Source organism: Flavobacterium sp. (assembly GCF_043722275.1).
In the GTDB taxonomy this organism is placed as follows: domain Bacteria; phylum Bacteroidota; class Bacteroidia; order Flavobacteriales; family Flavobacteriaceae; genus Flavobacterium.
Window position 1 is genome coordinate 116,508 of sequence record NZ_JAYSPC010000028.1, and the last position, 23,114, is coordinate 139,621.

At 32.8% G+C, this 23,114-nt stretch carries 13 protein-coding genes; 3 read left to right on the top strand and 10 right to left on the bottom strand.

The features are described from left to right. The 4 genes from ACHZDT_RS03880 to ACHZDT_RS03895 form a co-directional block, all read right to left on the bottom strand. The gene (locus tag ACHZDT_RS03880; RefSeq protein ID WP_394773340.1) at nt 1–1,422 is read right to left on the bottom strand and encodes a GDSL-type esterase/lipase family protein; all 1,422 of its coding nucleotides are present in this window, start codon (nt 1,420–1,422) and stop codon (nt 1–3) included. After that, on the bottom strand, nt 1,415–2,896 hold the full coding sequence (locus ACHZDT_RS03885; RefSeq protein ID WP_394773341.1) for an SGNH/GDSL hydrolase family protein: 1,482 nt from the start codon (nt 2,894–2,896) through the stop codon (nt 1,415–1,417). The genes ACHZDT_RS03880 and ACHZDT_RS03885 overlap by 8 nt, the downstream gene beginning before the upstream one ends. 273 nt (nt 2,897–3,169) lie before the next feature. Further along, the gene (locus ACHZDT_RS03890; RefSeq protein ID WP_394773342.1) at nt 3,170–4,249 is read right to left on the bottom strand and encodes an HmuY family protein; all 1,080 of its coding nucleotides are present in this window, start codon (nt 4,247–4,249) and stop codon (nt 3,170–3,172) included. A gap of 15 nt (nt 4,250–4,264) precedes the next feature. Further along, entirely contained in the window at nt 4,265–6,376 is a 2,112-nt protein-coding gene (locus tag ACHZDT_RS03895; protein WP_394773343.1) for a TonB-dependent receptor plug domain-containing protein, read from the bottom strand. A 108-nt stretch (nt 6,377–6,484) separates the two neighbouring features. Between ACHZDT_RS03895 and ACHZDT_RS03900 the strand changes: the two genes are divergently transcribed. After that, nucleotides 6,485–7,387: a DUF6607 family protein gene (locus tag ACHZDT_RS03900; protein ID WP_394773344.1), complete on the top strand. Its 903-nt coding sequence runs from the start codon at nt 6,485–6,487 to the stop codon at nt 7,385–7,387. Nucleotides 7,388–7,565: 178 nt separating this feature from the next. Here the strand turns inward: ACHZDT_RS03900 and ACHZDT_RS03905 are convergent, their stop codons facing one another. The 3 genes from ACHZDT_RS03905 to argS all read right to left on the bottom strand — a co-directional run bounded on the left by ACHZDT_RS03905 (nt 7,566) and on the right by argS (nt 14,669). Beyond that, nucleotides 7,566–9,068 (bottom strand): SusD/RagB family nutrient-binding outer membrane lipoprotein, encoded by a 1,503-nt coding sequence (locus tag ACHZDT_RS03905; protein WP_394773345.1) that lies wholly within the window; start codon nt 9,066–9,068, stop codon nt 7,566–7,568. Between the two features lie 12 nt (nt 9,069–9,080). Further along, nucleotides 9,081–12,332 (bottom strand): SusC/RagA family TonB-linked outer membrane protein, encoded by a 3,252-nt coding sequence (locus ACHZDT_RS03910; protein WP_394773346.1) that lies wholly within the window; start codon nt 12,330–12,332, stop codon nt 9,081–9,083. A gap of 558 nt (nt 12,333–12,890) precedes the next feature. Continuing rightward, nucleotides 12,891–14,669: an arginine--tRNA ligase gene (gene argS, locus ACHZDT_RS03915; RefSeq protein WP_394773347.1), complete on the bottom strand. Its 1,779-nt coding sequence runs from the start codon at nt 14,667–14,669 to the stop codon at nt 12,891–12,893. A gap of 323 nt (nt 14,670–14,992) precedes the next feature. On the opposite strand from argS, the gene ACHZDT_RS03920 reads away from it, so the two are divergent. Further along, on the top strand, nt 14,993–17,407 hold the full coding sequence (locus tag ACHZDT_RS03920) for a TonB-dependent receptor domain-containing protein (RefSeq protein WP_394773348.1): 2,415 nt from the start codon (nt 14,993–14,995) through the stop codon (nt 17,405–17,407). Nucleotides 17,408–17,496: 89 nt separating this feature from the next. Here ACHZDT_RS03920 and ACHZDT_RS03925 read toward each other — a convergent pair whose 3' ends face one another. The 3 genes from ACHZDT_RS03925 to ACHZDT_RS03935 form a co-directional block, all read right to left on the bottom strand. Beyond that, nucleotides 17,497–18,168, bottom strand: coding sequence for a copper homeostasis protein CutC (locus ACHZDT_RS03925; RefSeq protein WP_394773349.1), 672 nt, complete (start codon nt 18,166–18,168; stop codon nt 17,497–17,499). Between the two features lie 283 nt (nt 18,169–18,451). Then, the gene (locus tag ACHZDT_RS03930; RefSeq protein WP_394773350.1) at nt 18,452–18,775 is read right to left on the bottom strand and encodes a GIY-YIG nuclease family protein; all 324 of its coding nucleotides are present in this window, start codon (nt 18,773–18,775) and stop codon (nt 18,452–18,454) included. A gap of 535 nt (nt 18,776–19,310) precedes the next feature. Next, the gene (locus tag ACHZDT_RS03935) at nt 19,311–20,318 is read right to left on the bottom strand and encodes a 3-oxoacyl-ACP synthase III family protein (protein WP_213307773.1); all 1,008 of its coding nucleotides are present in this window, start codon (nt 20,316–20,318) and stop codon (nt 19,311–19,313) included. A gap of 263 nt (nt 20,319–20,581) precedes the next feature. Between ACHZDT_RS03935 and ACHZDT_RS03940 the strand changes: the two genes are divergently transcribed. Continuing rightward, complete coding sequence (locus tag ACHZDT_RS03940) at nt 20,582–22,993, top strand: prolyl oligopeptidase family serine peptidase (RefSeq protein ID WP_394773351.1); 2,412 nt, start codon at nt 20,582–20,584, stop codon at nt 22,991–22,993. Nucleotides 22,994–23,114: the final 121 nt, after the last annotated feature.

The following is a 23,114-nucleotide window of genomic DNA, read 5'->3' on the forward strand; positions in this document are numbered from 1 at the left end:
TTAATTTTTTAATTTAAAATTATCGTATGCTTTTATAAATGCCTCTGTAAACAAATTTCCTTGTTTTTCGTATCCTTTTTTAGAATAATGAACCCAATCCGGACCTATTAATCCTGCCGATTTCAGATTTCGGATTCCGTCCATGCCTCCAAATTCGTCGTATAAATCCCAAACTGCAAACCCATCTGTTTTTGCAATTTCAATAATACTTTTTGCATAATCTCTAATGTAAACATTCGGTCTTCTTGCTTTTAATAAAGAAGGTGGCGGCGTCATCACAATTATTGCAACCTTACTGTTTTGATCTTTTATATTTTTGATGAACAATCGCAATTCTTTGATATAAGCCGAAGCTTCCATGTGATCGTAACTTTCATTTGTTCCTAACGAAAAAACCAATAAGTCCGGATGTAAAGCTTTTAATTGTTCAAAAAACAAAGGATATTTATTATAATCTGAAAATTTAGCTCCGTTTACACCAATGCTGCTATAAATTAAACCGGAATTATCTTTTTCTAAAATAAGTCCATTCAATTCATATTTTGAAGCTTTTTTATTCGGAACCAGAAAAATTTTATCTAATGCTTTATCTGAATGATAATAGTGTGAATTAGAATCAGATTGAAGATTTAAGGGAACAAATTCTGAGCTTGTAATATTTTTAGGTTTTGTTTCATTCGTCAGGATTTTTAACGTTCTACCGGCACGAATATTATTTGACTTTAAATGATTTTCCCGTCTGATCTCGGCAATTGAAATATTGTATTTATCTGCAATTGTTGAAATTGCTTCGCCTTTTTTTATTTTATGCGTAATTATTTTGCGCTCTGTTGATTGGATTGTTTTTGTTTGAGATGAGATTGCTAAATCAAACATATCCTGATTCTGAGGTGTTATAATCTGAATCGAATTAAACTTATAATCTGCATCTTTTATATTCAATTCGACTGCAAAACCATTAGTATCTCGCCAAAGTGCAATTCCGCTTAATCCAATTGGCACACTTTTAAAAGGATGAATGTTTCGGTAACTTTCCCAGCTTCTGTTCGAATAAAAACGTTCATTATAAGAACCGTTTGTTTTTGCTAACTGATACGGAAAAACTAAACCACGTCCGGCATTTCCGAATTTTCTTTGCAGATTTTTTCTAATATCGTTTGTCATTAAATCTCCCTGAATGTGAGAATCTCCAATGTGTACAATATTTATTTTCTGATTGTTATGACTTTCATTGTCCTTCAATTTCTCAAAAACTCTTTCTAAGGCTTCTGCATTATAGATTCTATCCTGCGAAAAAGAATCAACGGCTGCTGTATCGACTTTATGAACCATGTTTTTTGTTATTGGAGGTGAATCTGTCTCTTTTGCTTTATCGTTTGTTGAGAAAAAAAGACAACAAAAGAAAATAATAAGTCTATTCATTTACGCTATCTTTTATTACAGAAACGGAATCTGTATTTGTTTTTCTGACTGCTTTCCGTTTGGTCACAGTTTCTCTATTTTCCCGAAGTCCCTTATATTGTTCGTATCCTTTATTTAATTGATCGTATAATAATTTACCAATTGCTTTTGCTCCGCGCTGGTTAAAGTGCGTATAATCTTTATTGGCTTTTGCCGGAGATTCATCAACCCATTTTACCATTGATCCGTCTCCGCCCATTAAGGTGTATAAATTTACGAATCCTGATTCGGTTTCAAGTGCATATCTTTTTTGCGCTTTCATTAAAGGAACTACGGCAGAATCTGTTTTCATTTCCAGATCGTATTTAGTCGATTTATCAGCTGTTGAAATAATCAAAATAGAAACTCCCGGAAAAGATTCCTTAATTTTATTTACTGTTTTTGTCATTCCTCTTTGGTACCATGAATAATTCTTGGTTCCGTAGTTTAAAACGTTAGTTCCATAATGCAAAATAACCAGGTCGTATTTCAAACTGTTATTAAATCCCTGCATTACACTGGTATTAAACATAGAAATGGGCAATCCTGAATTTCCTCTTTGCGAGAAATTATCAACATGAACTCCACTTCCGTTATCAAAATTAAATCCATAAATTGGAATTGAATCCGCATGAATAAAATTTGCTTTGAATGCTTTTATACTTCCAGAAGTTACTTTTAAAGTATTGATCAAATTATTCGGAACAAGGCTTTTTCTTAAAGTATCTTTTCCGATAATAAAATTCACATTTCCTTTTTTAGATGATTTCCCATAAAATAATGTCGGATTATCTAAAGTTGTTGCGTATTTATTAGTCCCGGCTTCGTACTGAACCCAAGTTGTATTCGCTTTATCATTTGCAAAGAAAACATGACCATTTACTCCAAAAGGGCTTATAGGTTTTTTGACATTTAAATACGATTGCATTTTCCAGTTTTTGGAGTATGTTGATTTTACAGATGCTCTTGACGCCGCAGATTCTGAAGTTATGGAAACAAAACCAACACCATTCCCACCAAAACGTTCCTGATAATTCGATCGGACATCTTGTACAATCAAATCGCCATCTGTCATAGAATCTCCGTAATAAGCGATTCTTACTTTGGCTTGCGGATTCTTTTCAAGCTGATATAATTTTTCATAAAAAGAAATCAAATATTGATATCCTTTATAATTATCGAAAGTTTCAGATGGGAATTCGATTCCTTCGGCTTCGCCAAAAGTAATTTTTTCCCCCGCTTCGTTCTTTTCGCTTTCGGCAATACTATCTCCTTTTAATGACAAAGAATCGTTTGCCACTGATTCTAACAGCAAACTATCAATAAGCACATTTTTAGAATCGACTTTGCTATCCGGGAAAATTTTATCCGGCAAGATTTGTTTAAATCCAATGAAAGCTATAAATGCTAATGCTACAATTGCAAAAGACTGAAAAAAATAAGATTTTGTATTCACTAGTAATTATAAATTTGAAGAAAGGACCTTTAAAATTTTTTATCAAAATTCCTGTTAATCCTTATAAAAAAGTATGCGCAAAGATAGAATTAAACATTAATTTATGAATTGTTTTTAACATTAAAATAAAACAAAAAAAAGAGGTTAGACGAATCTAACCTCTTTCTCAAAAAAAAATAAAAAAACAAAGCTAATGATTAACTGGATTTAGATGCTTTCGCATTTATAAATTAGCATAAAATAATCTTTATAGTTTTTAATTTTCACTATAAATTATTTCAAGATAGCGTACTCTAAAGTAACATGACCTCTTTCTCCAGCGTCATTAGTCATAGCAAGGAATTTAACTTTGTAATAGTTTGCAGCAGCATCTTTAACTACATAAAAACGATCTGTTCTTACACTAGGCAAAGTCGTTGGTCCGCCACCACTTCTCCAGTTAGCCCCAATAATTCTTTGATCTGTAGCCGAAGCTGCAAAATTTGTTTCAATAACACTTGCTTTTGTAAAAGCGGCATAAGTTACATCCGCCGTTGCTAAAACCTGATAAGCCTGAGTTCCGGATTTTGAATTTGTTGTAATAAAATCAGAATATCCGTAAGTAACTTCTGAACCTGCATTTAGGTAATTTGTAAATACTGTAAAGTTTAAGTCCCATTTTGTTTTTTGAGGCTCAACAGCAACAGTGTTTCCTGTTGTTAAACTGAAAAATGTAAAGTTAAAATCAGTATCTTTTGAAACTGTTTTTTCTGTAAATGTTGCAGAAGTTAAATCAGCATACTGAATTTTATATCCATTTCCACTTCTCAATATTCTCACTTTTTTCCATCCTCTTGCCTCACCATCAACACTAACTGAACCAGTTGCAGGTTTAGCTGTTGAAACTTTAAATCCAAGATTAACTAAATATACTTTGTTATCTGCATCTGTAGCTGAAATTTCTGCAATTGCAGTTCCAATTCCTGCTCCGGCACCGGCTAAAACACCTGTTGGATTATCAACATATCCATTTGCTGCCAAAGTCTCACCTGCTCCAACTGAAACATTAGCATCAATTGCTTGTGTTAAAGTAATATCTGAAGTAGCTAATTTTTTAACTGCCATTTTAACTGATCCGTTTAAGATAACTCTAAAATCTGCGCCAGTTGCAAATCCGAAATCCCAGGATTCTCTGTTTACTGATTTAGATTCCTGACTGCTTAAATCAAGATAAACTTGATTTGGTTGATTTGCCCCACCTACAGCAGGTTGTAAAGTTGCTCCAACTGTTGGAATTTCAACCGGAGTATCGTCATCACTTGAACACGCTACAAGAGATAAGAATGCAAAGGATAGTAATAATAATTTTTTCATTGTATTTGATTTATATTAAAGATTAAGGTTATATGCTAATTTTAAAAAATAAGAACGTCCGTAGGCAAGCATTACTTCTCCAGTTCCTGCATGACCTGCTGCACTATTTGTACCAGTTTGAGTTACATTTGTTATATCAAAAATATTTCTCGCTCCAATTGTTACTTCGAAATGATCTTTGAAGAAATTTTGCCTAATTGTTGCATCAAGCCAATTACTTGGATCAATTTTAGATAAAATATAAGATGAACTGCCTTCAATAAATTGCTGGGTTTTACCATTGTATTTATAATATCCGGAAAGCACTGTCTTCCATTTAGGAATTGTATAGGAAACACTGGCGTTTAAATTGAATGAATAAAGAAATTTATCATCTGAAACAAATACTTGATTTTTAACTTCTTGAGAAATTCCAATTAATGCCGCACCAACATTAAATGTCAAATTATCTTTTTTAAACTGATTCATTGTGGAGAAATTCCACATTCTATATTTACTGATATTGATATATTCATATTCAGGGTTTCCTGTATCTGGATTAAATCGTACTAATGCCATACTAATTCTGTCATCAACATTTAGATAACTTCCTGCAAATGTGTTTGAGAGTTGAGCACCAGACGAAAACAACGTCGATTTTTTAACACTTGCTTCATAAGATGTACTTGTTTCAGGAATAAGATTTTCGTTTCCTGTAAAAAAGTGCCCGTCAAAAATTTGTTTCGAGTATAATTCATCAAAAGTTGGGGTTCTAAATGAGTTACCATACGAGCCACGAAGCTCAATTCCTTTATCAAATAAATATCTTAACCCCAGCGACGAAGCATATTGGTTATCAAATTGAGATTGTGCAGAGAATCTTAATCCTGGTCGAATAGAAAATTTTTCTGTTGCCATAATTTCAGAAGAGGCAAAAAAATCGTAGTTTTCAATTGTTTTGCGAACAGGTGTCAAAATATTATTAGCTTCCTGAACTAGTGAATACCCTTTATTATTTACAAATTCATAACCTAATTGCAAATCAATAGTTTTGTCCGAAAAAAAGTTATTTAAAGTTCCTGTAGAATACAGCACTTCCATGGACTGGTCTTTTACAGTAACGTTGTTCTCTTCATTTTTAGTTAACAAATAATATCTGAAATCTTCTACATCACGTGCTTGTTTTTGATGTGAAAGTGAAACATTATAATTCAATTGAGAAAACAATTTACCGGTTGCATTTAAATTATGGAAATATCTATTGGTTAAATATCTCTTATCACTTGCATAACGGTAAGATCCTAAAGTACTATTAAACCCTGATTGAACTGTACTATTATAGTAATCAACATTTTCGTCTAAATACTCGAACTTATAAAAAACACGAAAATTATCTTTTTGATACGCAATTAATGCAGTGCCATTTAGCTGGTCTTTTGGCAGCCATCTATATCCACGCGTTCCATCATTTTCAATGTAATTAATTCCATTTTTATCGTTAAGATATCCTTGAAAATCATTACGATTAGCTCCAAATGATACAAACCAATTTTTATTAAATGTATGAGAAACCTTTAAGGACTGAATGTGACGGCCTTCATCAAAAAGGGAAAATTCATTACTAACGGTTTCTTCCTGAACCGATGCCGTGATTCCCCACTTATATTTTGAAGATTTTTTTGTAATTATATTTAAAACTCCGCTTACAGCATTTGCGCCATAACTAACTCCCATAGAACCTTCGACAATTTCAATATGATCTACATCATTAAGATTAATTTGAGACAAATCAATATTATTACCCAAACCAGCCTCATTTATCAGTGGAACATTATCAACTAAAATTTTAAAATATTGAGCATCTAATCCAAATAAAGAAACTGTAGAGCGTCCAGTTGTTCCGCTAGGTCTTACTGTAATATTTAAGTATTGATTTAATACATCTGCTAAGTTAGTAGCTGCTAAATTTTGTATGTCCTGACTTGAAATCACACGAACATTAAAAACTGATTTCTTAATTGACTGTGGTTCAAACTGTCCGGTAACAACCACTTCAGAAAGTTTATTTACAGATGTAGAATCTTTCTGTTGGGCAAAAGAAATATGACAAAAAAGAACAACTGTAAAAAGGGTAAAATTTATTTTCATTATTTTTATTGATTCTTAATAATGGCGCAAATATATAACTATTTTTATTTGTTCTAAATAAAAACATATATATTTGCAAAAAATTTAAAAACAAAAAATAAATAAGTTATGATTTCAAAAAGTCTCTATTTTTCAGCCGTTGTGGCTTTAACTTGTAGTCTTGGTTTCAGTCAGGACAAAAAACAGCAAGACATTAAATCAATCAAATCAATGTGTGGTTGCTACGAAGTGAAATTTAATTTTACAGAAACTTTTCAATATCCTAAAGATTCTGCTTCTTATAAACCTTCAGAAACTAAACATGAATCTGCTTTAGAATGGGTGGAGTTATTAGAAGATACGCCTAACAAAATTGTAATGCAGCACTTATTAATAGTAAGTGACGATATGATTATTAAACACTGGAGACAAGACTGGTTGTATGAAAACACTGATTTATATTCATTTGACAAAGGAAGTTCATGGAAATATAAAAAACTGGATAAAAAAGCTGTTAAAGGTCAATGGACTCAAAAAGTATATCAGGTAGATGACAGTCCAAGATATGAAGGATCATCAACCTGGGTACACGTTGACGGACAGGATTATTGGGCAAATATTGCTGATGCTCCTTTACCTAGAAGAGAGCAAACAAAACGTAATGACTATAATGTTTTGAAAAGAAGAAACATTCACGAAATTACTGCTACAGGATGGAATCATGAGCAGGATAATGACAAACTTATTCGCGACGACAGCGGAAAAGATGTGTTGTTAGCACAGGAAAAAGGTATGGATGTTTACACTAAAGTTGCAGACATTAAATGTATTGCCGGTCAAAAATGGTGGAAGGAAAATAATGCACTTTGGAAAAATGTTCGTGACAAATGGCAAACTCTTTTTGACAGACATCAAGATTTAAACTTAGAAGCAAAAGTAGATAGAAAGGCACTTTATTCTCTTTTGTTTGATTTAAAACCAACCGCTACAAAAGCTGAAACGGATGCAATAATCAACAAGTTTGTAAAATAAAATATTTGTGTTAGTTATGAAAAAGCCGATAGTTTTACGACTATCGGCTTTTTTTATAAAAAACCGTCTAAAATTAATTAGACGGTTGCCTTTTATTATTCAACTAAAAGTTTACTAATTCAAAATAGTTAAAAATGATAAAAGGATATTTACAGTATTTCTAAACAGTATAAAATGTCTAATTTATGTCCCAGAATAATTTTGTTTTTAATTTGTCTCCACCAATTGCTGTCGCAGCAGCATTATAGTTGACGCTATTTAAGGTTTGTTCTCTTATTGGATAAGTCATTCTTGACGGAATTTCACCTTCTGCAGCAGCATCTGCATTTGATGGCGCAGAAAGAGCCGGAAAATTCAATCTTCTTGTAGAAGTCCATCCTTCAAATCCTCTGTTAAACAAAGCGTACCAAGCTTGTTCTCCTATTTTTTGCTGCCAGACTCCTGTCGCAGTTGCATAAGCAACCGTAGATTGGGCTAAATAAATATCTATTTCTACTTGGGCAATTCCCCAATCTTTCATTGATGCCGTGATTGCATTATTATAATGTGTTGCCGCACTTCCACTAACTGCAACGCCTCTTTCGACAGCTTCAGCTAATAAAAATTCAACCTCGGCGTAGTCTAAATAAGTTCCCTTAAAATCCGGTAACTGAATTGTATCACCCACGTGAGTAAATCTTCCAAAACTATTTTTAACGCCTACAACTCCACCTTTATATGGTAAAGGATTTCCCGCATCATCTTTTAAGTTTTGAGCAAAATAAACTTTTGTTCTGGGATCATTATTAGCGACTAATGCATCGACAAATGGTTTTGCCGGAACAAAATCATGTCTTCCGGATGATACAAGATCTACATATATAGGATTTGTATTAGGAACATTTTTTTCGTAAGATATTTTTGCATTGTCAGCGTTCGAAGTAAAAGCTCCTTGTGAAGCTGAAATAATAGCTGCATCAGCAATAGCATTTTCTAATCCTGAAGCTTTTAGATTAATTCCTAATTTTAATTTTATACTATTGGCAAATTTTATCCATGATGCCATTTTATCACTATAAATTATATCTGCTTTACCAAATCCTGAATATGCAACGTTGATGTTTACAATATCATCATCCAGACGCAAAATTAAATCTTTGTATATCTCTAATGCTTTGTCATATTTACCCAGATATTTTTCTGAACCTTTAAGAGCTTCAGTATAAGGAATGTCTCCAAAAGTATCCACAAGAATTTGATAAGAGTAAACGGTTAAAATATCAATCATTGCCAATTGATTCTTTTTTACAAATGTTTTAGATACAAATTGAGGATCTGAAACTAAAATTTCTTCGGCTTCAATAAATTTCCTTGCATTAAGTAAATCACCCAGAGACCCATCATAAGTTGTTGTACCTGCATAAAAAGCATTCCAATGGTTATCAGAAATTTTTCTGGTTGTCCATTGATAAACAGATTCATCCGTATAAGTAGTTTCTGTTAATTGTTGATTAACTAATCTAAAGATATTTTTGTTAACATTAGTATTGATTAATTGCTCTGCAATACCTTTTGAAGCACTTGTAAATAAAGAAGAAGGCGGCACTTGTGATGAATTTTTATCATCGTTATTTAAGTCCGTCAAATCACTGCAAGAGCTTAATAATACTAGAATACTTAAAAAGTAAATTATTTTTTTCATGATGTTCTCTTATTAAAATTTAAATGTTAAGTTGAATCCTATATCTCTTGTTGTTGGCAATGATCCTACAGAATAACCTCTTGATTTATTCCCGGATGAAAGTCCACTTTCAGGATCTGCATAAGGTAAATTTTTACTGATGATCCATAAGTTTGATCCTAAGAGGCTCAACGTTGCGGCATTTACAAAAGTTCCTTCAAACATTTTTTTAGGAAAATTATAGGAGATCGAAACTTCTCTTAACTTCACATATGATGCATCATAAATAAAGCCCTTATTCGGTTTTGCCTGATATCCGAAATTACTGGAATAAGCTCCCGCACCTGTGTTAGGCAAATCATTATTATTTACAGTTGATACAGTATTTGGAAATATAATTTGACTTCCATCAGGATAATTAATTACGCCAACACCCGGATTTATAATTCCATTTTCTCTCACATTTCCTGCGGCTGTTTCCGGATATAAACCATTTGCAAGACCATAATACATATCAAGCGAGAATATATCTCCGCCTTTTTGAGTATCAATTAAAAAACTCAAAGAAATATTTTTATAGGTAAGCTTATTTCTAAGTCCACCAATCCAGTCTGGAGTTACATTTCCAATTGTATTGTCAGATGTTCCAGATATCAGGTACTTACCTGTTTTTTGATCTACGGTTCGTTGACCATCTGTATAAACATAATCGGTTCCTTTTATTGATCCGTAAGCCTCACCTTTAGTTGCGTTGATAGTAACACCTCCTTGAAAAGAAGCTATTTCCATATTATCAATTCCTCCGGGTAATGAGACAACTTTACTTTTATTATTAGACCAGTTTACAGTAACGTCCCAACTAAAATTATCTGTTTTTACAGGAGTTCCTGTAAGTTGAATTTCCAATCCTCTGTTTTCGATATTTCCACCATTAATCCAAGCATATGTAAATCCCGAAGCAGCCGGAACCGCGGCAGAAACAATTTGATCTACCGTATTGGTTTTATAATACGTAACATCTAATCCTAAGCGTCTGTTAAAAGTGCTGGTTTCTAAACCTATTTCAAAAGATTTGGTTCTTTCCGGTTTAAGACTTGGATTTTTATTAGTGTTTGGTAAAGTATATATTGGTTGTCCGTTAAAATTAGAACTTCTTTGATATGTATTTACCAGACTTAAAGGTTCTGCATCATTTCCCACTTCGGCATAATTCAATCTAAATTTTCCTAAGTTTAACCAATCAGCTTTTACTAAATTAGAGAATAAAAAAGATCCTGAAATTGCTGGATAAACATATGCATTATTTTCTTTTGGTAATGTTGACGAAACATCTCGTCTTATAGAAGCATCTACAAAATAAGTATCCATAAAACCTATAGAACCCTGAGCATAAATACCGTTAACTCCCCAATCAACTTTAGTTTCAGTGGGAAAAGGCAATTCATATCTTGAATTAGACAAGGCATATTTCCCTGCTTCAACCAAGCCTCCAATTGTAGAAGATAGAATATTATCTTTTTTGTTTCGTCGGATATTTGAACCCAAAACTCCGGTTAAACTAAGATTATCGCCAAATTTTTTATTGAAGTTTAACATGAAATCATAATTAATTTCCTGAAAGCTGACATCAAATCGTTGGTAACCTGAATTTTCATCAACGGGAGATAATCCAAATCCGGTTGCAGTAGATCCTACAGCTCTTCTTTCTTCTTGCAATTGTTTGGATGTATCCAAAGAAACTCTTCCCAATGCACTCAGCCAACTTGTAATTTCATAATTCAAGGAAGCATAACTAAACAAACGCGTTTTATCATCTGACGAATAGTTTTGATAACGGGTAAAATATGGATTATCCCAATAAGCAGGCTTTAATGGATCTGCTGTTAAATCCCAGTTCCATGTTACATTTTGACCACCGGATGCATTATAAACATTTTGCAATTCTTTTACATCAACATTCGTTTGCCACCATTGTCTGAATAATGACATGATATTATCACTATAACCTGTAGAATTTCTGCCTACAGTACTTTGCAACGTTACTGCGGCATAAGCATTTGCTGTTAATTTATCTGTGATTTTTTGACTGAAACGAGCACTTAATTGATTTTTTTTCAATTCGCTGTTTGGCAAAATTCCGGTTTGAATTGTATTAACGTAGGACATGGAAAGACTTGATCTTTCTGTAGATTTTTCAATTGAGATACTATTTGTATTGGTTAACGCCGACTTGAAAAAAGAAATTGGTCCGTTACTTGCTGCGTTCCAGGATGTAGCTTTTCCATAATTATTTGAATATGGCGTAAGTGAATCCCATTGATATACCTGATTACCTGAAAAAGGATCTCCATATGAAGCGTCATTTGAAGTTTCAACTGTTGGTATAGCACTTTCTGCATCTACAAAAGAGCTGCCAAAACCATAACCTCCGCCATAATTATTTTGATATTTAGGAAATGTAGACTTATCAACTGTTCCAACTGTCATACTGCTGGAAAAAGTAATTCCTACTTTTTTATCGTCACCTTTTTTTCCTTTTTTTGTTGTAACCATTACAACTCCATTCGCAGCTCTTGATCCGTATAAAGCGGTAGCCGCAGCACCTTTCAGGATATTAATACTTTCAATATCCTCTTGGTTAATATCTGCAGCATTGTTACCGTAATCATAACCTCCTCTACCTCTGTTTTGATTATCCGAGTTTGAATTTGAGTTATCAATAGGAACTCCGTCTACAACCCACAACGCCTGATTATTTCCTGTAAGAGATTTATTCCCACGAATAACAACGTTTGTAGATCCTCCAAAGTTTGTATTTCTGGAAACCTCAACACCCGCAGCTTTACCTGATAAAAGGTTTGCTACATTTGTGTTTCCTGCTCCACTATTTACTAAATCTTTACCGGAAATTTGTTGTGATGCATATCCAAGAGATTTCTTTTCTCTTTTTACTCCTAATGCAGTTGTAACGACAACTCCTTCAAGTTCTACAGAATCATCTTTTAATTTTACATTTACAATTGAAGAACTCGCAGCTAATTCCTGGGTTTTCATCCCGATATAACTGAATATTAAAAATTGGTTTGATTCTGCTTTAATAGCATATTTTCCGTCAAAATCAGATTGAGTTCCTGATTTGGTTCCTTTGACTAAAATACTTACTCCCGGCAAAGGTATTCCTGCATTGTCTGAAACTGTTCCTGTAATTACTTTTTGCTGGGCAAATGATAATTGCAAAGCAAAAACAAACAACACAACCACAAACCTTTTTAATCTTTGTTTCATTATTTAATTTTTTGATTAGTGCTGCAACTTATTACAAATTTATAATTTTAACAAGATTTTTACACAATTTAACACTAATAAATATAATATTATTATTACAATAATGAGCGTAATCTAGAAATGAACTTACAAAAGCATTGATTTAAAAGTCTTTACCCAGAAAACTATCTGAAATGTTTTTGAGATTAACTCAAAAAATAAAATCTTAAAAAATGTGCATTCTGAGACGAAATACATAATTGACAACTAAAATGTTAGCTTGATAAAATCATCTTATAAATAAAAAACCGCCTAAATTTAAAACTTAGACGGTTTATTTCCTTTCTTTATCTTCTTCTAAAAGCTTACTAATTCAAAATATCTAAACATAAATGGTAAGGAATATTTTTAAAAGTTTTCTCTTTTCTCAAACCCAAAATTGAAAGAAAACAATCAAATTTATTCCTGTAAAAATATAGCAAAACCAATCAGTAATTTATTCCTAATAAGTCAAAATAGTAATAAAAAAAGCCAATAGTTTTGCAACTATTGGCTTTTAAATTTTATAATTATAAGTTTTTACATTCTCTCAGGAACTTCTATTCCTAATAAAGTAAAAGCAGCTTTAATAACTTCTGCGACTTTCTGCGAAAGCTGCACTCTGAATATTTTTTTAGTCAAATCAACTTCGCCTAAAATATGTACTGACTGATAAAATGAATTGTACTCTTTTACCAGATCATAAGTATAATTTGCAATTAATGCAGGGCTGTGATTATGAGCTGCATTTTGAATTACCTCAGGAAAAAGTTCGATTTGTTTTACCAGTTCTTTTTCTTTTTCGTGAAGCACTTCGATTGCCGTTTCAGCAGAAAAATCAAAATCGGCTTTACGGATTATTGATTGAATTCTCGCATAAGTATATTGAATAAACGGGCCTGTATTTCCTGCAAAATCAACAGATTCTTCAGGATTAAATAAAATACGCTTTTTAGGATCTACTTTTAAAATGTAATATTTCAGTGCTCCAAGACCAATTGTTTTATACAATTTTGCTTTTTCTTCATCAGAATAACTGTCCAATTTTCCCAGATCTTCTGAAATTTGTTTTGCTGTATCGGTCATATCCTGCATCAAATCATCAGCATCTACAACAGTTCCTTCACGACTTTTCATTTTTCCGGAAGGTAAATCAACCATTCCGTATGATAAGTGATTTAAACTTGAAGCCCAGTCAAAACCAAGTTTTTTCAAGATCAGGAACAATACTTTAAAGTGATAATCCTGTTCATTTCCAACGGTATAAACCATTCCGCCCACATCCGGCATATCTTTTACACGCTGAATTGCAGTTCCTATATCTTGTGTCATATAAACAGCAGTTCCATCAGAACGTAATACAATTTTACGATCCAGACCTTCATCTGTTAAATCAATCCAAACAGAACCATCAGGATCTTTTTCAAAAACTCCTTTATCAAGCCCAACCTGAACTACATCTTTTCCTAATAAATAGGTATTACTTTCATAATAATATTTATCAAAATTAACGCCTAAATTACTGTAAGTTGTAGCAAAACCTTCATAAACCCATTCGTTCATCATTTTCCAAAGAGCAATTACTTCTTCATCGCCAGCTTCCCATTTTTTAAGCATTTCTTGTGCTTCAATAATTACAGGCGCTTGTTTTTTTGCTTCTTCTTCGGTTTTACCGCTTTCAATTAATTGAGAAATCTCAGCTTTATAAACTTTATCAAACTCAACATAATATTTACCAACTAATTTATCTCCTTTTAAATTTGAATTTTGAGGAGTTTCACCATTTCCAAATTTCTGCCAAGCCAGCATTGATTTACAAATATGAATGCCACGATCGTTTATAATTTGTGTTTTGTAGACTTTTTTACCCGAAGCTTTAATAATTTCAGCTACAGAATATCCTAGCAAATTGTTACGAACGTGACCTAAATGCAAAGGTTTATTGGTATTTGGCGAAGAATATTCGACCATAATTGCCTTTTCATCAAGATTAGGCGTTACATATCCAAATCTTTGATTGTCTTTTATTTCATTAAAGAATTTTAAATAATAACTGTCTGAAATTACAATATTTAAAAAGCCCGAAACAACATTGAAACGTGTTACTTCGGATAGATTTTCAACCAGATAATTTCCAATTTTATTTCCTAATTCTACCGGATTGCTTTTGATCACTTTCAGTAAAGGAAAAATCACCATTGTAATATCGCCTTCAAACTCTTTTCGTGTAGTTTGAAATTCGATTTTATCAATAGTAACATCAAATAATGCTTGTATTGCTTTTTGTATAGAAGGTGTAAGAATTTGTGATAATGACATGTAAACTTATTTTTAAAGTGAGCAAATATACTGCTTATTCACCAATTACAGAAAATGAAAAACATATAAAATACAACAAAACGCTCAGAATTTCGTAAAAAGAAATTTGTTATGATTGTTAAAATTATCAAAAAACCAAAATGCTAATCTATTAAAAAACAGGACATCTTAAAAAAAACATAATTTTTTTTAGTTTTTCCTGTAACATATCCATGACATAAGAGTCTTAATAAGAACTTTGAATTCATTTGAAGATAAAAATTAAAACAAAAAACAAAAAAACAATCATCATCAATCAAATCAAAAATAATCAATACCACATTATGAAATTAAAAATTTTTCTGTTCGCATTACTGGGTGTAATTGCAACAGCACAAGCCCAAAATTCGGGAACAGTTTCCGGAAAGATTACCGAAAAATCGAATAACGCTCCTATTTCTTATGCAACTGTCTCAATCAAAGACAACGGAAAACAAGTTTCAGGAGTTAATACTGATGAAAATGGAGATTTTACTATCAAAAATTTAGCTTTAAAAAACTATACAATCGAAATTCAATATATTGGATTCAGAAAATATATTGGCTCAATTATTTTAAACGACAATAAAAAAACCGCAACAGTAAATATTTCTCTTGAAGAAGAAGCAACACAATTGAAAGGTGTAAATATTGTAAGCGAGCGTTCAACAATAGAACAAAAAATTGACCGAAAAGTAATTACTGTCGGGAAAGATTTGACTACTGCCGGAGCTTCTGCATCTGACATTATGAACAACATTCCGTCTGTGAATGTAGATCAGGATGGAAAACTTTCACTTCGTGGAAACGATAATGTTCGTGTATTAATTGACGGACGACCATCAAATATTGATCCTGCCCAATTATTGAAACAAATTCCATCAACTTCTATCAAAAAAATTGAGCTAATTACAAATCCAAGTGCAAAATACAATCCGGAAGGAATGTCTGGAATTATCAACATTATTTTACACAAAAATGCAAATACCGGTTTCAACGGAAGTTATAGCGGAGGAATCACTTTTGGTGAAACGGCAAAATACAATCAATCTTTAGATTTGAATTATAAAACAGGGAAAGTAAATTTCTTTGGAAATGTGGGACAAAACTTCGGAACTTATTACAATAATGGTTTTATCAAAAGATCAGATCAGGATATTGTTCAAAAAATCAACGTTGTAAACGACAATGATTCTTATTTGTATAAAATTGGAATGGATTATTTAATCAACGATCATAATACGTTGTCTTTTTATACGAACCAAAATAAATCAAACGGAAAAGGTTTTGTAGATACAGATATTGATTACACAAATGTTTTGGGTTCTAATACTTCTAACATTTTTCAAAAATCAAGATATTCAGGTCCGGATCAGGTTGGGACTTATAATTTAGCCTTTAAACATATCTTTAAAAAAGAAGGTCATACTTTAGATTTTGAAGCAAATTACAGTGATAATAAAGAAACTAACAATGCTTCATTTGATACTAAAACAACCAATCTTGATAACACTTCAAGCAGTTTTGTTTATGATGATTATATTAAAGGAACTCGTAAATTAAGTACTGTAAATGTTGATTACGTAAATCCGTTAAACGAAAAAACTACTCTTGAGGCTGGTGCCGAAGCAAGAATTACAAGAACTGATAATGATTATATTACCGGAAATCCATTTGCTGCAACTCCAGTTTCTAACTATACTTATGATACTGATATTTATTCGGCTTATGTAACATTTGGTCAAAAATTTAAAAAATTCAGCTATCAATTAGGAACTCGTTTCGAAAGTTATAAAGTAGCGGCTAATTTAAATAAAGGCCAGGAAAAATTTGATGACGATTATATCACATTATATCCGTCAGCTTATTTAACGTATAATCTTAACGAGAAGAATACTTTGCAATTAAGCTACAGCCGTCGTGTTGACCGCCCAAGTTTAGAGCAGACAAAACCTATTCGTGAGTTTTCTACTCCTTTAGTTACAGCATTAGGAAATCCTGAATTACGTCCTCAATTTACAAACTCTGTTGAATTAAATTATACAAAAACTCTTGAAAAAGGAAGTTTTACAACGGGTATTTTCGTAAGAAGCATCAATGATCAAATCAGCAGAATATTATATCCTGATGAAACAGATCCCAGCCAGGAAAAACAAATCATGACTTTTACAAATTATGATCATAATACGGCTTACGGTTTTGAAGTTTCATTTAATTACAAAATTACAAAGTGGTGGGACATCCAGCCATCGATTGATTTTTCAAGCATTAACCAACAAGGAGTTGTGTTTTTATATGATCCTGCAACAAAAACAAGTAGTCCTTTAGAAAGAAAAATTACGGTTTCTGCTTTTAACGGACGTATGAACTCAAACTTTAAAGTAAACAAACGTTTAAGCTTCTTATTATTCGGCTTTTACAGAGGTGCTGTTGACGGATTGCAAAATAATAGTCATGAGATGTACAAAATGGACATAGGTTCGCGTTATACATTGTTAGACAGTAAGATGAACATTAGTTTACGTTTTAATGACGTCTTTAATACTATGAAATACGCTTTTGATACCATGTATCCTTATCCTCAGGCAGGACAATTTACATGGGAAAGCCAAACCGTTTATTTAGGGTTAACTTATAACCTTGGTGGTGCAAAAATCAAAAACCTACAACGTAAACAAAGAGAAGATAACACTAACAAAGGTGGTGGCGGAATGTTTTAATCCCACTTTTATTAGTAGATTTTAATAGTTTGTAGAAAAGAAAAGCCTGGAGTTTGCCAACTCCAGGCTTTTTTTATTTTATTTAATATTTATAGAAAATTTCTTAATTCTTTTATTTCTTCCGGATTCGCTGTTTCTGTATTATTTGTAATTGCTGATGAATGGTAAAAAGTAGGTTCAAGTTTTTCCTGCAATAATTTAATATTCGAAGATCGTAAACCGCCGCCGGGCATAATTTCGATTCTGTCTTTGGCAAGTGCCTGAATCTTTATTAAATCGTCAAATCCTTCTTCAACATTTTTTCCTCTTCCGGAAGTCAGAATAGTTTGAAAACCACAATCAATTACATCTTCAATACCTTTTTTAAAAGAATCCACTACGTCAAAAGCACGGTGAAAAGTACATGAAAGCGGACTTGCTAAATTGACTAATTCCTGATTTTGCTTTTTATTGACACTTCCGTCAGGATTTAAAATTCCAAAGACAAAACCATCAACACCCAGTTTTTTAAGATTCTTTATATCTTGTTTCATTTCGACAAATTCTTCATCGGTATAAACAAAATCTCCGCCACGAGGTCTGATAATGACATGCATTTTAATTGTAATTACTTCACGAACTCTTACCGCTAAAACCGCATTTGGAGTTGTTCCGCCAAGTTGCATATTATCACACAATTCGATTCTGTCCGCACCACTTTCCTGCGCTATTACCGCTGATTCATAATTGAAACAGGCTATTTCAAGTTGATTTTTTTTCATTTTATTTGAAGAGATGATTTAAAACAAAAATATTAATTAAAATCGAAAGTCAACCTGAGCGAAGCCGAAGGTCTGCCAATTGGAACGCGGGCTTCGACTCCGCTCAGCCTGACAAATGTAATTACCAGAATATTAGAAAAACCCTAAGTGTCACCCTGAGCGGAGTCGAAGGGCGTTCCAATTGGCACGTGGGCTTCGACTCCGCTCAGCCTGACAATTGTTATCAAAAAGTTATTTCTTAGTTAAGTGTCATCCTGAGCGGAGCCGAAGGACTCATTTACTACTAAGCCTCTTTTTTATTAAAATTTGTATGGCTTGTCATATTTAAACATTCTGCAAGTTTGTTCAAATCCTCCCATTTATCATTTATTATTGCCTCTTTCTTTTTTCTACTCCAGCCTTTTAATTGTTTCTCAAATGCAATAGCTTGATTTATATCATTAAAGTCAGTACAAAAAACTAATTCGAGAGGTCTTTTATTATAAGTATAACTTTCTTTATTTAAACCAAAACTATGTTCATTAAACCTTCTGTCTACATCATTTGTAACTCCTGTGTAATAACTATTATCAGAACATTTTAGTATATATACGTAATATCTTTTCATTTTTTTTTCTCTTTAAGTTACAAGTAAACTTTAATTTTTTACTTATTTAAATATAAGAAAAATAATTCAAATGCATTGGTTGAAAATTTCATCTTGTTTGTCACCCTGAGCGGAGTTGACGGGCTACCATTGCAACGCGGGCTTCGACTCCGCTCAGCCTGACAAATGCAATAAACTAGATAAGTAACAAACCCTGTTTGTCTCCCTGAGCGGAGTCGAAGGGTATACCTATTGGAACGTGGGCTTCGACTCCGCTCAGCCTGACAAATGAAATAAACTAGATAAGTAACAAAACCTCACCCTGAGCGGAGTCGAAGGGCACACCTATTGGAACGAGGGCTTCGACTCCGCTCAGCCTGACAAATGAAATAAACTAGATAAGTAACAAAACCTTGTTTGTCCCCCTGAGCGGAGTCGAAGGGCGCACCTATTGCAGCTCAGCCTGACAATGCGATGTCATACAAGGCAACTGAATATAAAAAAACCTGCTCTTAAAAAGAGCAGGTTTTAAAAATATAATGCAAGATTAACTAATTTACCATTTTATAATTGCGCTTGCCCAAGTGAAACCACTACCAAAAGCAGCCAAAACTACTGTATCTCCTGATTTGATTTTTCCTTGTTCCCAAGCTTCTGTCAAAGCAATTGGGATAGATGCTGCGGTTGTGTTTCCGTATTTCTGGATATTATTATGAACCTGATCGTCGCTCAGTTTGAATTTGTTTTGAATGTATTGTGAAATTCTCAAATTCGCCTGATGCGGAATCAACATATCAATATCTGAAACTTGTAAACCGTTTGCTTCTAAACCTTCATTAATTACTTCGGCAAAACGAACTACTGCATTTTTAAATACAAATTGTCCGTTCATATAAGGATAATAACTTTCGTCGTTCGGGTCATTATCTGCTAAAATATCAGTTACCCAGCGTGCTCCCATTCCTGGTGCTTTCAAAGATAATTCTTCGGCATGTTGTCCTTCTGAATGTAAATGCGTAGATAAAATTCCTTTTGTCAAATCTTCTTCACGGCTTAAAACCGCTGCTCCTGCTCCATCTCCAAAAATTACCGAAACCCCACGTCCGCGGGTTGTCATATCTAATCCTGTTGAATGAACCTCAGAACCAATTACCAAAATATTTTTATACATTCCGGTTTTAATATATTGATCTGCAACAGAAATGGCATAAACAAAACCAGAACATTGATTTCTAACATCTAATGCTCCAACTGTTCTTAATCCTAAATCGCGTTGTACTAAAACTCCTGGTCCTGGAAAATAGTAATCCGGGCTTAATGTAGCAAAAACTACAAAATCAATATCTTCTTTGGCAACGCCAGAACGTTCTATAGCAATTTTAGCTGCTTTTACTCCCATTGTGGTTGTGGTATCTTCCCCACGAATAATATGTCGGCGCTCCTGAATTCCCGTTCGCTCTTGAATCCACTCATCATTGGTATCAATAAGCTTAGACAAATCATCATTGGTCACAACATTTGAAGGAACGTAATATCCTAAGCCCGCTATTTTTGAATGATACATATTCTTTTATTATTTGTTAAAAAATTCGATTGCAAATTTAAGTATAGTTTAAAACATTAGCGTACAAATTAGTGTTTTTTTCGTAATTGACAATTTAATATACTTTAATTATCTATTGAATAAATACTATTTACATTTTGAAAAATCAGTTTTTATCTAAAAACAATGAAAAGTGTGAAAAATAACAAATAAATTGTAACAAGTTTGAAGTACTTTAGTCAAACAATACAAATACCATTTATTAAACACCAAAAATTCAAATTATGAAATTAAAGGTTACACTTCTCTTATTTCTAAACATTGGCTTTTTTGCCTTTGCTCAGGAAAATTTAACCTACCAAAAACCATCAAAATCTATTTTAGATTTAGCTGATTACGAAAAAGCTCCGCTAGTATCAATGGATACTAAAAAAGAGAATATGTTATTGATGTATAGAAATACCTATAAAACATTAGACGATCTTAATCAGGATGAACTTCGTTTAGCAGGTTTAAGAATTAATCCGACAACGAATATTTCAAGTACTGCAACTTACACGATCAATCTTAAATTAAGAAAAATTAGCGGCAAAGAAGAAGTACAAGTTACGGGTTTACCTCAAAATCCAAAAATCAGCAATATTCTTTGGTCACCAAATGACAAGAAAATCTTGTTCTCACATACTACAAATTCTGGTGTTGAACTTTGGTTTTTAGATGTTGCAACTGCAAAAGCTACCAAACTTACTGATGCAACTGTAAATGCAAATCTTGGAAATCCGTTTAGCTGGTTTTTAGACAATGAAACTATTTTAGTGAAAATGTTACCTAAAAACAGAAAACCATTATTAGATTCTAAAAAAGATTTACCAACCGGACCCATTATTTCTAATACTGCCGGAGTAAAATCGCAAAACAGAACATATCCTGATATGTTGAAAAATCAAAATGATGAAATCAATTTCGAAAACATCATGACTTCTGAATTGTATAAAGTAAACCTTAACGGAACCGCTACTTTATTCAAAGAGGCTGCAATGTATGCGGGAGAAAGAATTTCGCCAGACGGAAATTATATTATGTTAACGACAATTCAAAAACCGTTTTCATATGTGGTTCCTTTAAACAGATTTCCATCTAAAACTATTGTTTACGATTCCAGAGGAAAAGAAGTTAAAACTGTAAACGAAGTTCCGTTAAACGAAGTAACCCCGAAAGGTTTTATGGCAGTTCGTAAAGGAAACAGAGAAATGACCTGGAGAAATGACAAACCTGCAACTTTATCGTATGTTGTGGCTTTAGACGAAGGAGATCCTGCAAATAAGGTAGAATTTAGAGACGAAGTTTATCTTTGGGATGCACCTTTTACAAACAATGCAACTTCACTTGCAAAAGTACCTCAACGTTATAGTGACATTATTTGGGGTAATGATAATATTGCTTTTCTTAGTGACGAATGGTACGATACACGTAATACAAAAACGTATTTAATCAATCCGTCAAATACGTCTCAACAGCCAAAAGTAATTACTGATAGAAATCAACAAGACGTTTATTCAGATCCGGGAGCTTTTGAAACTAAAAAGAATGAATATAATAAATACGTTTTAGCGATCGAAAAAGACAATGCATTTCGTATTGGTGAAGGATATACTAAAGAAGGACAATTTCCTTTTATTGATGAATTCAATTTAAAGACATTAAAAGCAAAACGCATTTATACGTCAACTTATAAGGAAAAAAAAGAAGATTTATTAGGAATCGAAGATTTTAAAACCGGTAAAGTTTTAGTTCAGATTCAGTCTAAAAGTGAATATCCAAATTACTATTTTAGAAATATTAAAAAACAAAATAGCTTAACACCGATCACTTACTTTCAGAATCCGTTTGAAAGCATTAAAGATGTGAGTAAAGAAGTTATTAAGTACAAACGTAAAGATGGTGTTGAACTTTCAGGAACTTTATATTTGCCTGCTGGTTATGACAAAGCCAAAAAAGAAAAACTGCCTTTATTAATCTGGGCTTATCCGGCTGAATACAAAGACAAAAACAGTGCTGGACAATCGACTCAAAACTCAAATGAGTTTACTGTTCCTTATTATGGATCGTTTGTATATTGGGTAACAAAAGGATATGCCGTTTTAGATGATGCGGCTTTTCCTATTATTGGCGAAGGAACTACAGAACCTAATGACAATTTTATTACTCAATTAGTTGATAATGCAGCCGCTGCAATTGATGCCGTGGACGCTTTAGGATATATTAATCGTAAAAAAGTGGCTGTTGGAGGACATTCATACGGAGCTTTCATTACGGCGAACTTACTTACACATTCTAACTTATTTGCTTGCGGAATCGCCAGAAGTGGTGCGTATAACAGAACGTTGACTCCGTTTGGTTTCCAGACAGAACAACGTAATTACTGGGAAGTTCCAGAAGTTTACACCGCGATGTCTCCTTTTATGAATGCAGATAAAATGAAAACCCCTCTTTTATTAGTTCATGGTGAAGCAGATAATAATCCCGGAACTTTTACTTTACAGACAGAACGTTATTATCAGGCATTAAAAGGTTTGGGAGCAACCGCAAGAATGGTAATTTTACCTAAAGAAGCTCATAGTTATGTTGCTAAAGAAAATATTTTACACCTACTTTGGGAGCAAGATCAGTTTTTAGAAAAGTATTTAAAAAACTAGATTTCCTCACATATTTATAAAGACAAACCCGACAGGTTTTAAAAACATAAGTGTTCGGAAGAGTTAAATTGATTTACATATATTAGTATTAAAGTCTAATTGTATGGAAAAGAAAGTCACA

Coding starts and splice junctions, on each gene's coding strand:
- ACHZDT_RS03880 (WP_394773340.1), bottom strand. CDS start 1,422: ATGAATAGACTTATTATTTTCTTTTGTTGTCTTTTTTTCTCAACAAAC.
- ACHZDT_RS03890 (WP_394773342.1), bottom strand. CDS start 4,249: ATGAAAAAATTATTATTACTATCCTTTGCATTCTTATCTCTTGTAGCG.
- ACHZDT_RS03905 (WP_394773345.1), bottom strand. CDS start 9,068: ATGAAAAAAATAATTTACTTTTTAAGTATTCTAGTATTATTAAGCTCT.
- ACHZDT_RS03895 (WP_394773343.1), bottom strand. CDS start 6,376: ATGAAAATAAATTTTACCCTTTTTACAGTTGTTCTTTTTTGTCATATT.
- ACHZDT_RS03920 (WP_394773348.1), top strand. CDS start 14,993: ATGAAATTAAAAATTTTTCTGTTCGCATTACTGGGTGTAATTGCAACA.
- ACHZDT_RS03940 (WP_394773351.1), top strand. CDS start 20,582: ATGAAATTAAAGGTTACACTTCTCTTATTTCTAAACATTGGCTTTTTT.
- ACHZDT_RS03925 (WP_394773349.1), bottom strand. CDS start 18,168: ATGAAAAAAAATCAACTTGAAATAGCCTGTTTCAATTATGAATCAGCG.
- argS (WP_394773347.1), bottom strand. CDS start 14,669: ATGTCATTATCACAAATTCTTACACCTTCTATACAAAAAGCAATACAA.
- ACHZDT_RS03910 (WP_394773346.1), bottom strand. CDS start 12,332: ATGAAACAAAGATTAAAAAGGTTTGTGGTTGTGTTGTTTGTTTTTGCT.
- ACHZDT_RS03900 (WP_394773344.1), top strand. CDS start 6,485: ATGATTTCAAAAAGTCTCTATTTTTCAGCCGTTGTGGCTTTAACTTGT.
- ACHZDT_RS03935 (WP_213307773.1), bottom strand. CDS start 20,318: ATGTATCATTCAAAAATAGCGGGCTTAGGATATTACGTTCCTTCAAAT.
- ACHZDT_RS03930 (WP_394773350.1), bottom strand. CDS start 18,775: ATGAAAAGATATTACGTATATATACTAAAATGTTCTGATAATAGTTAT.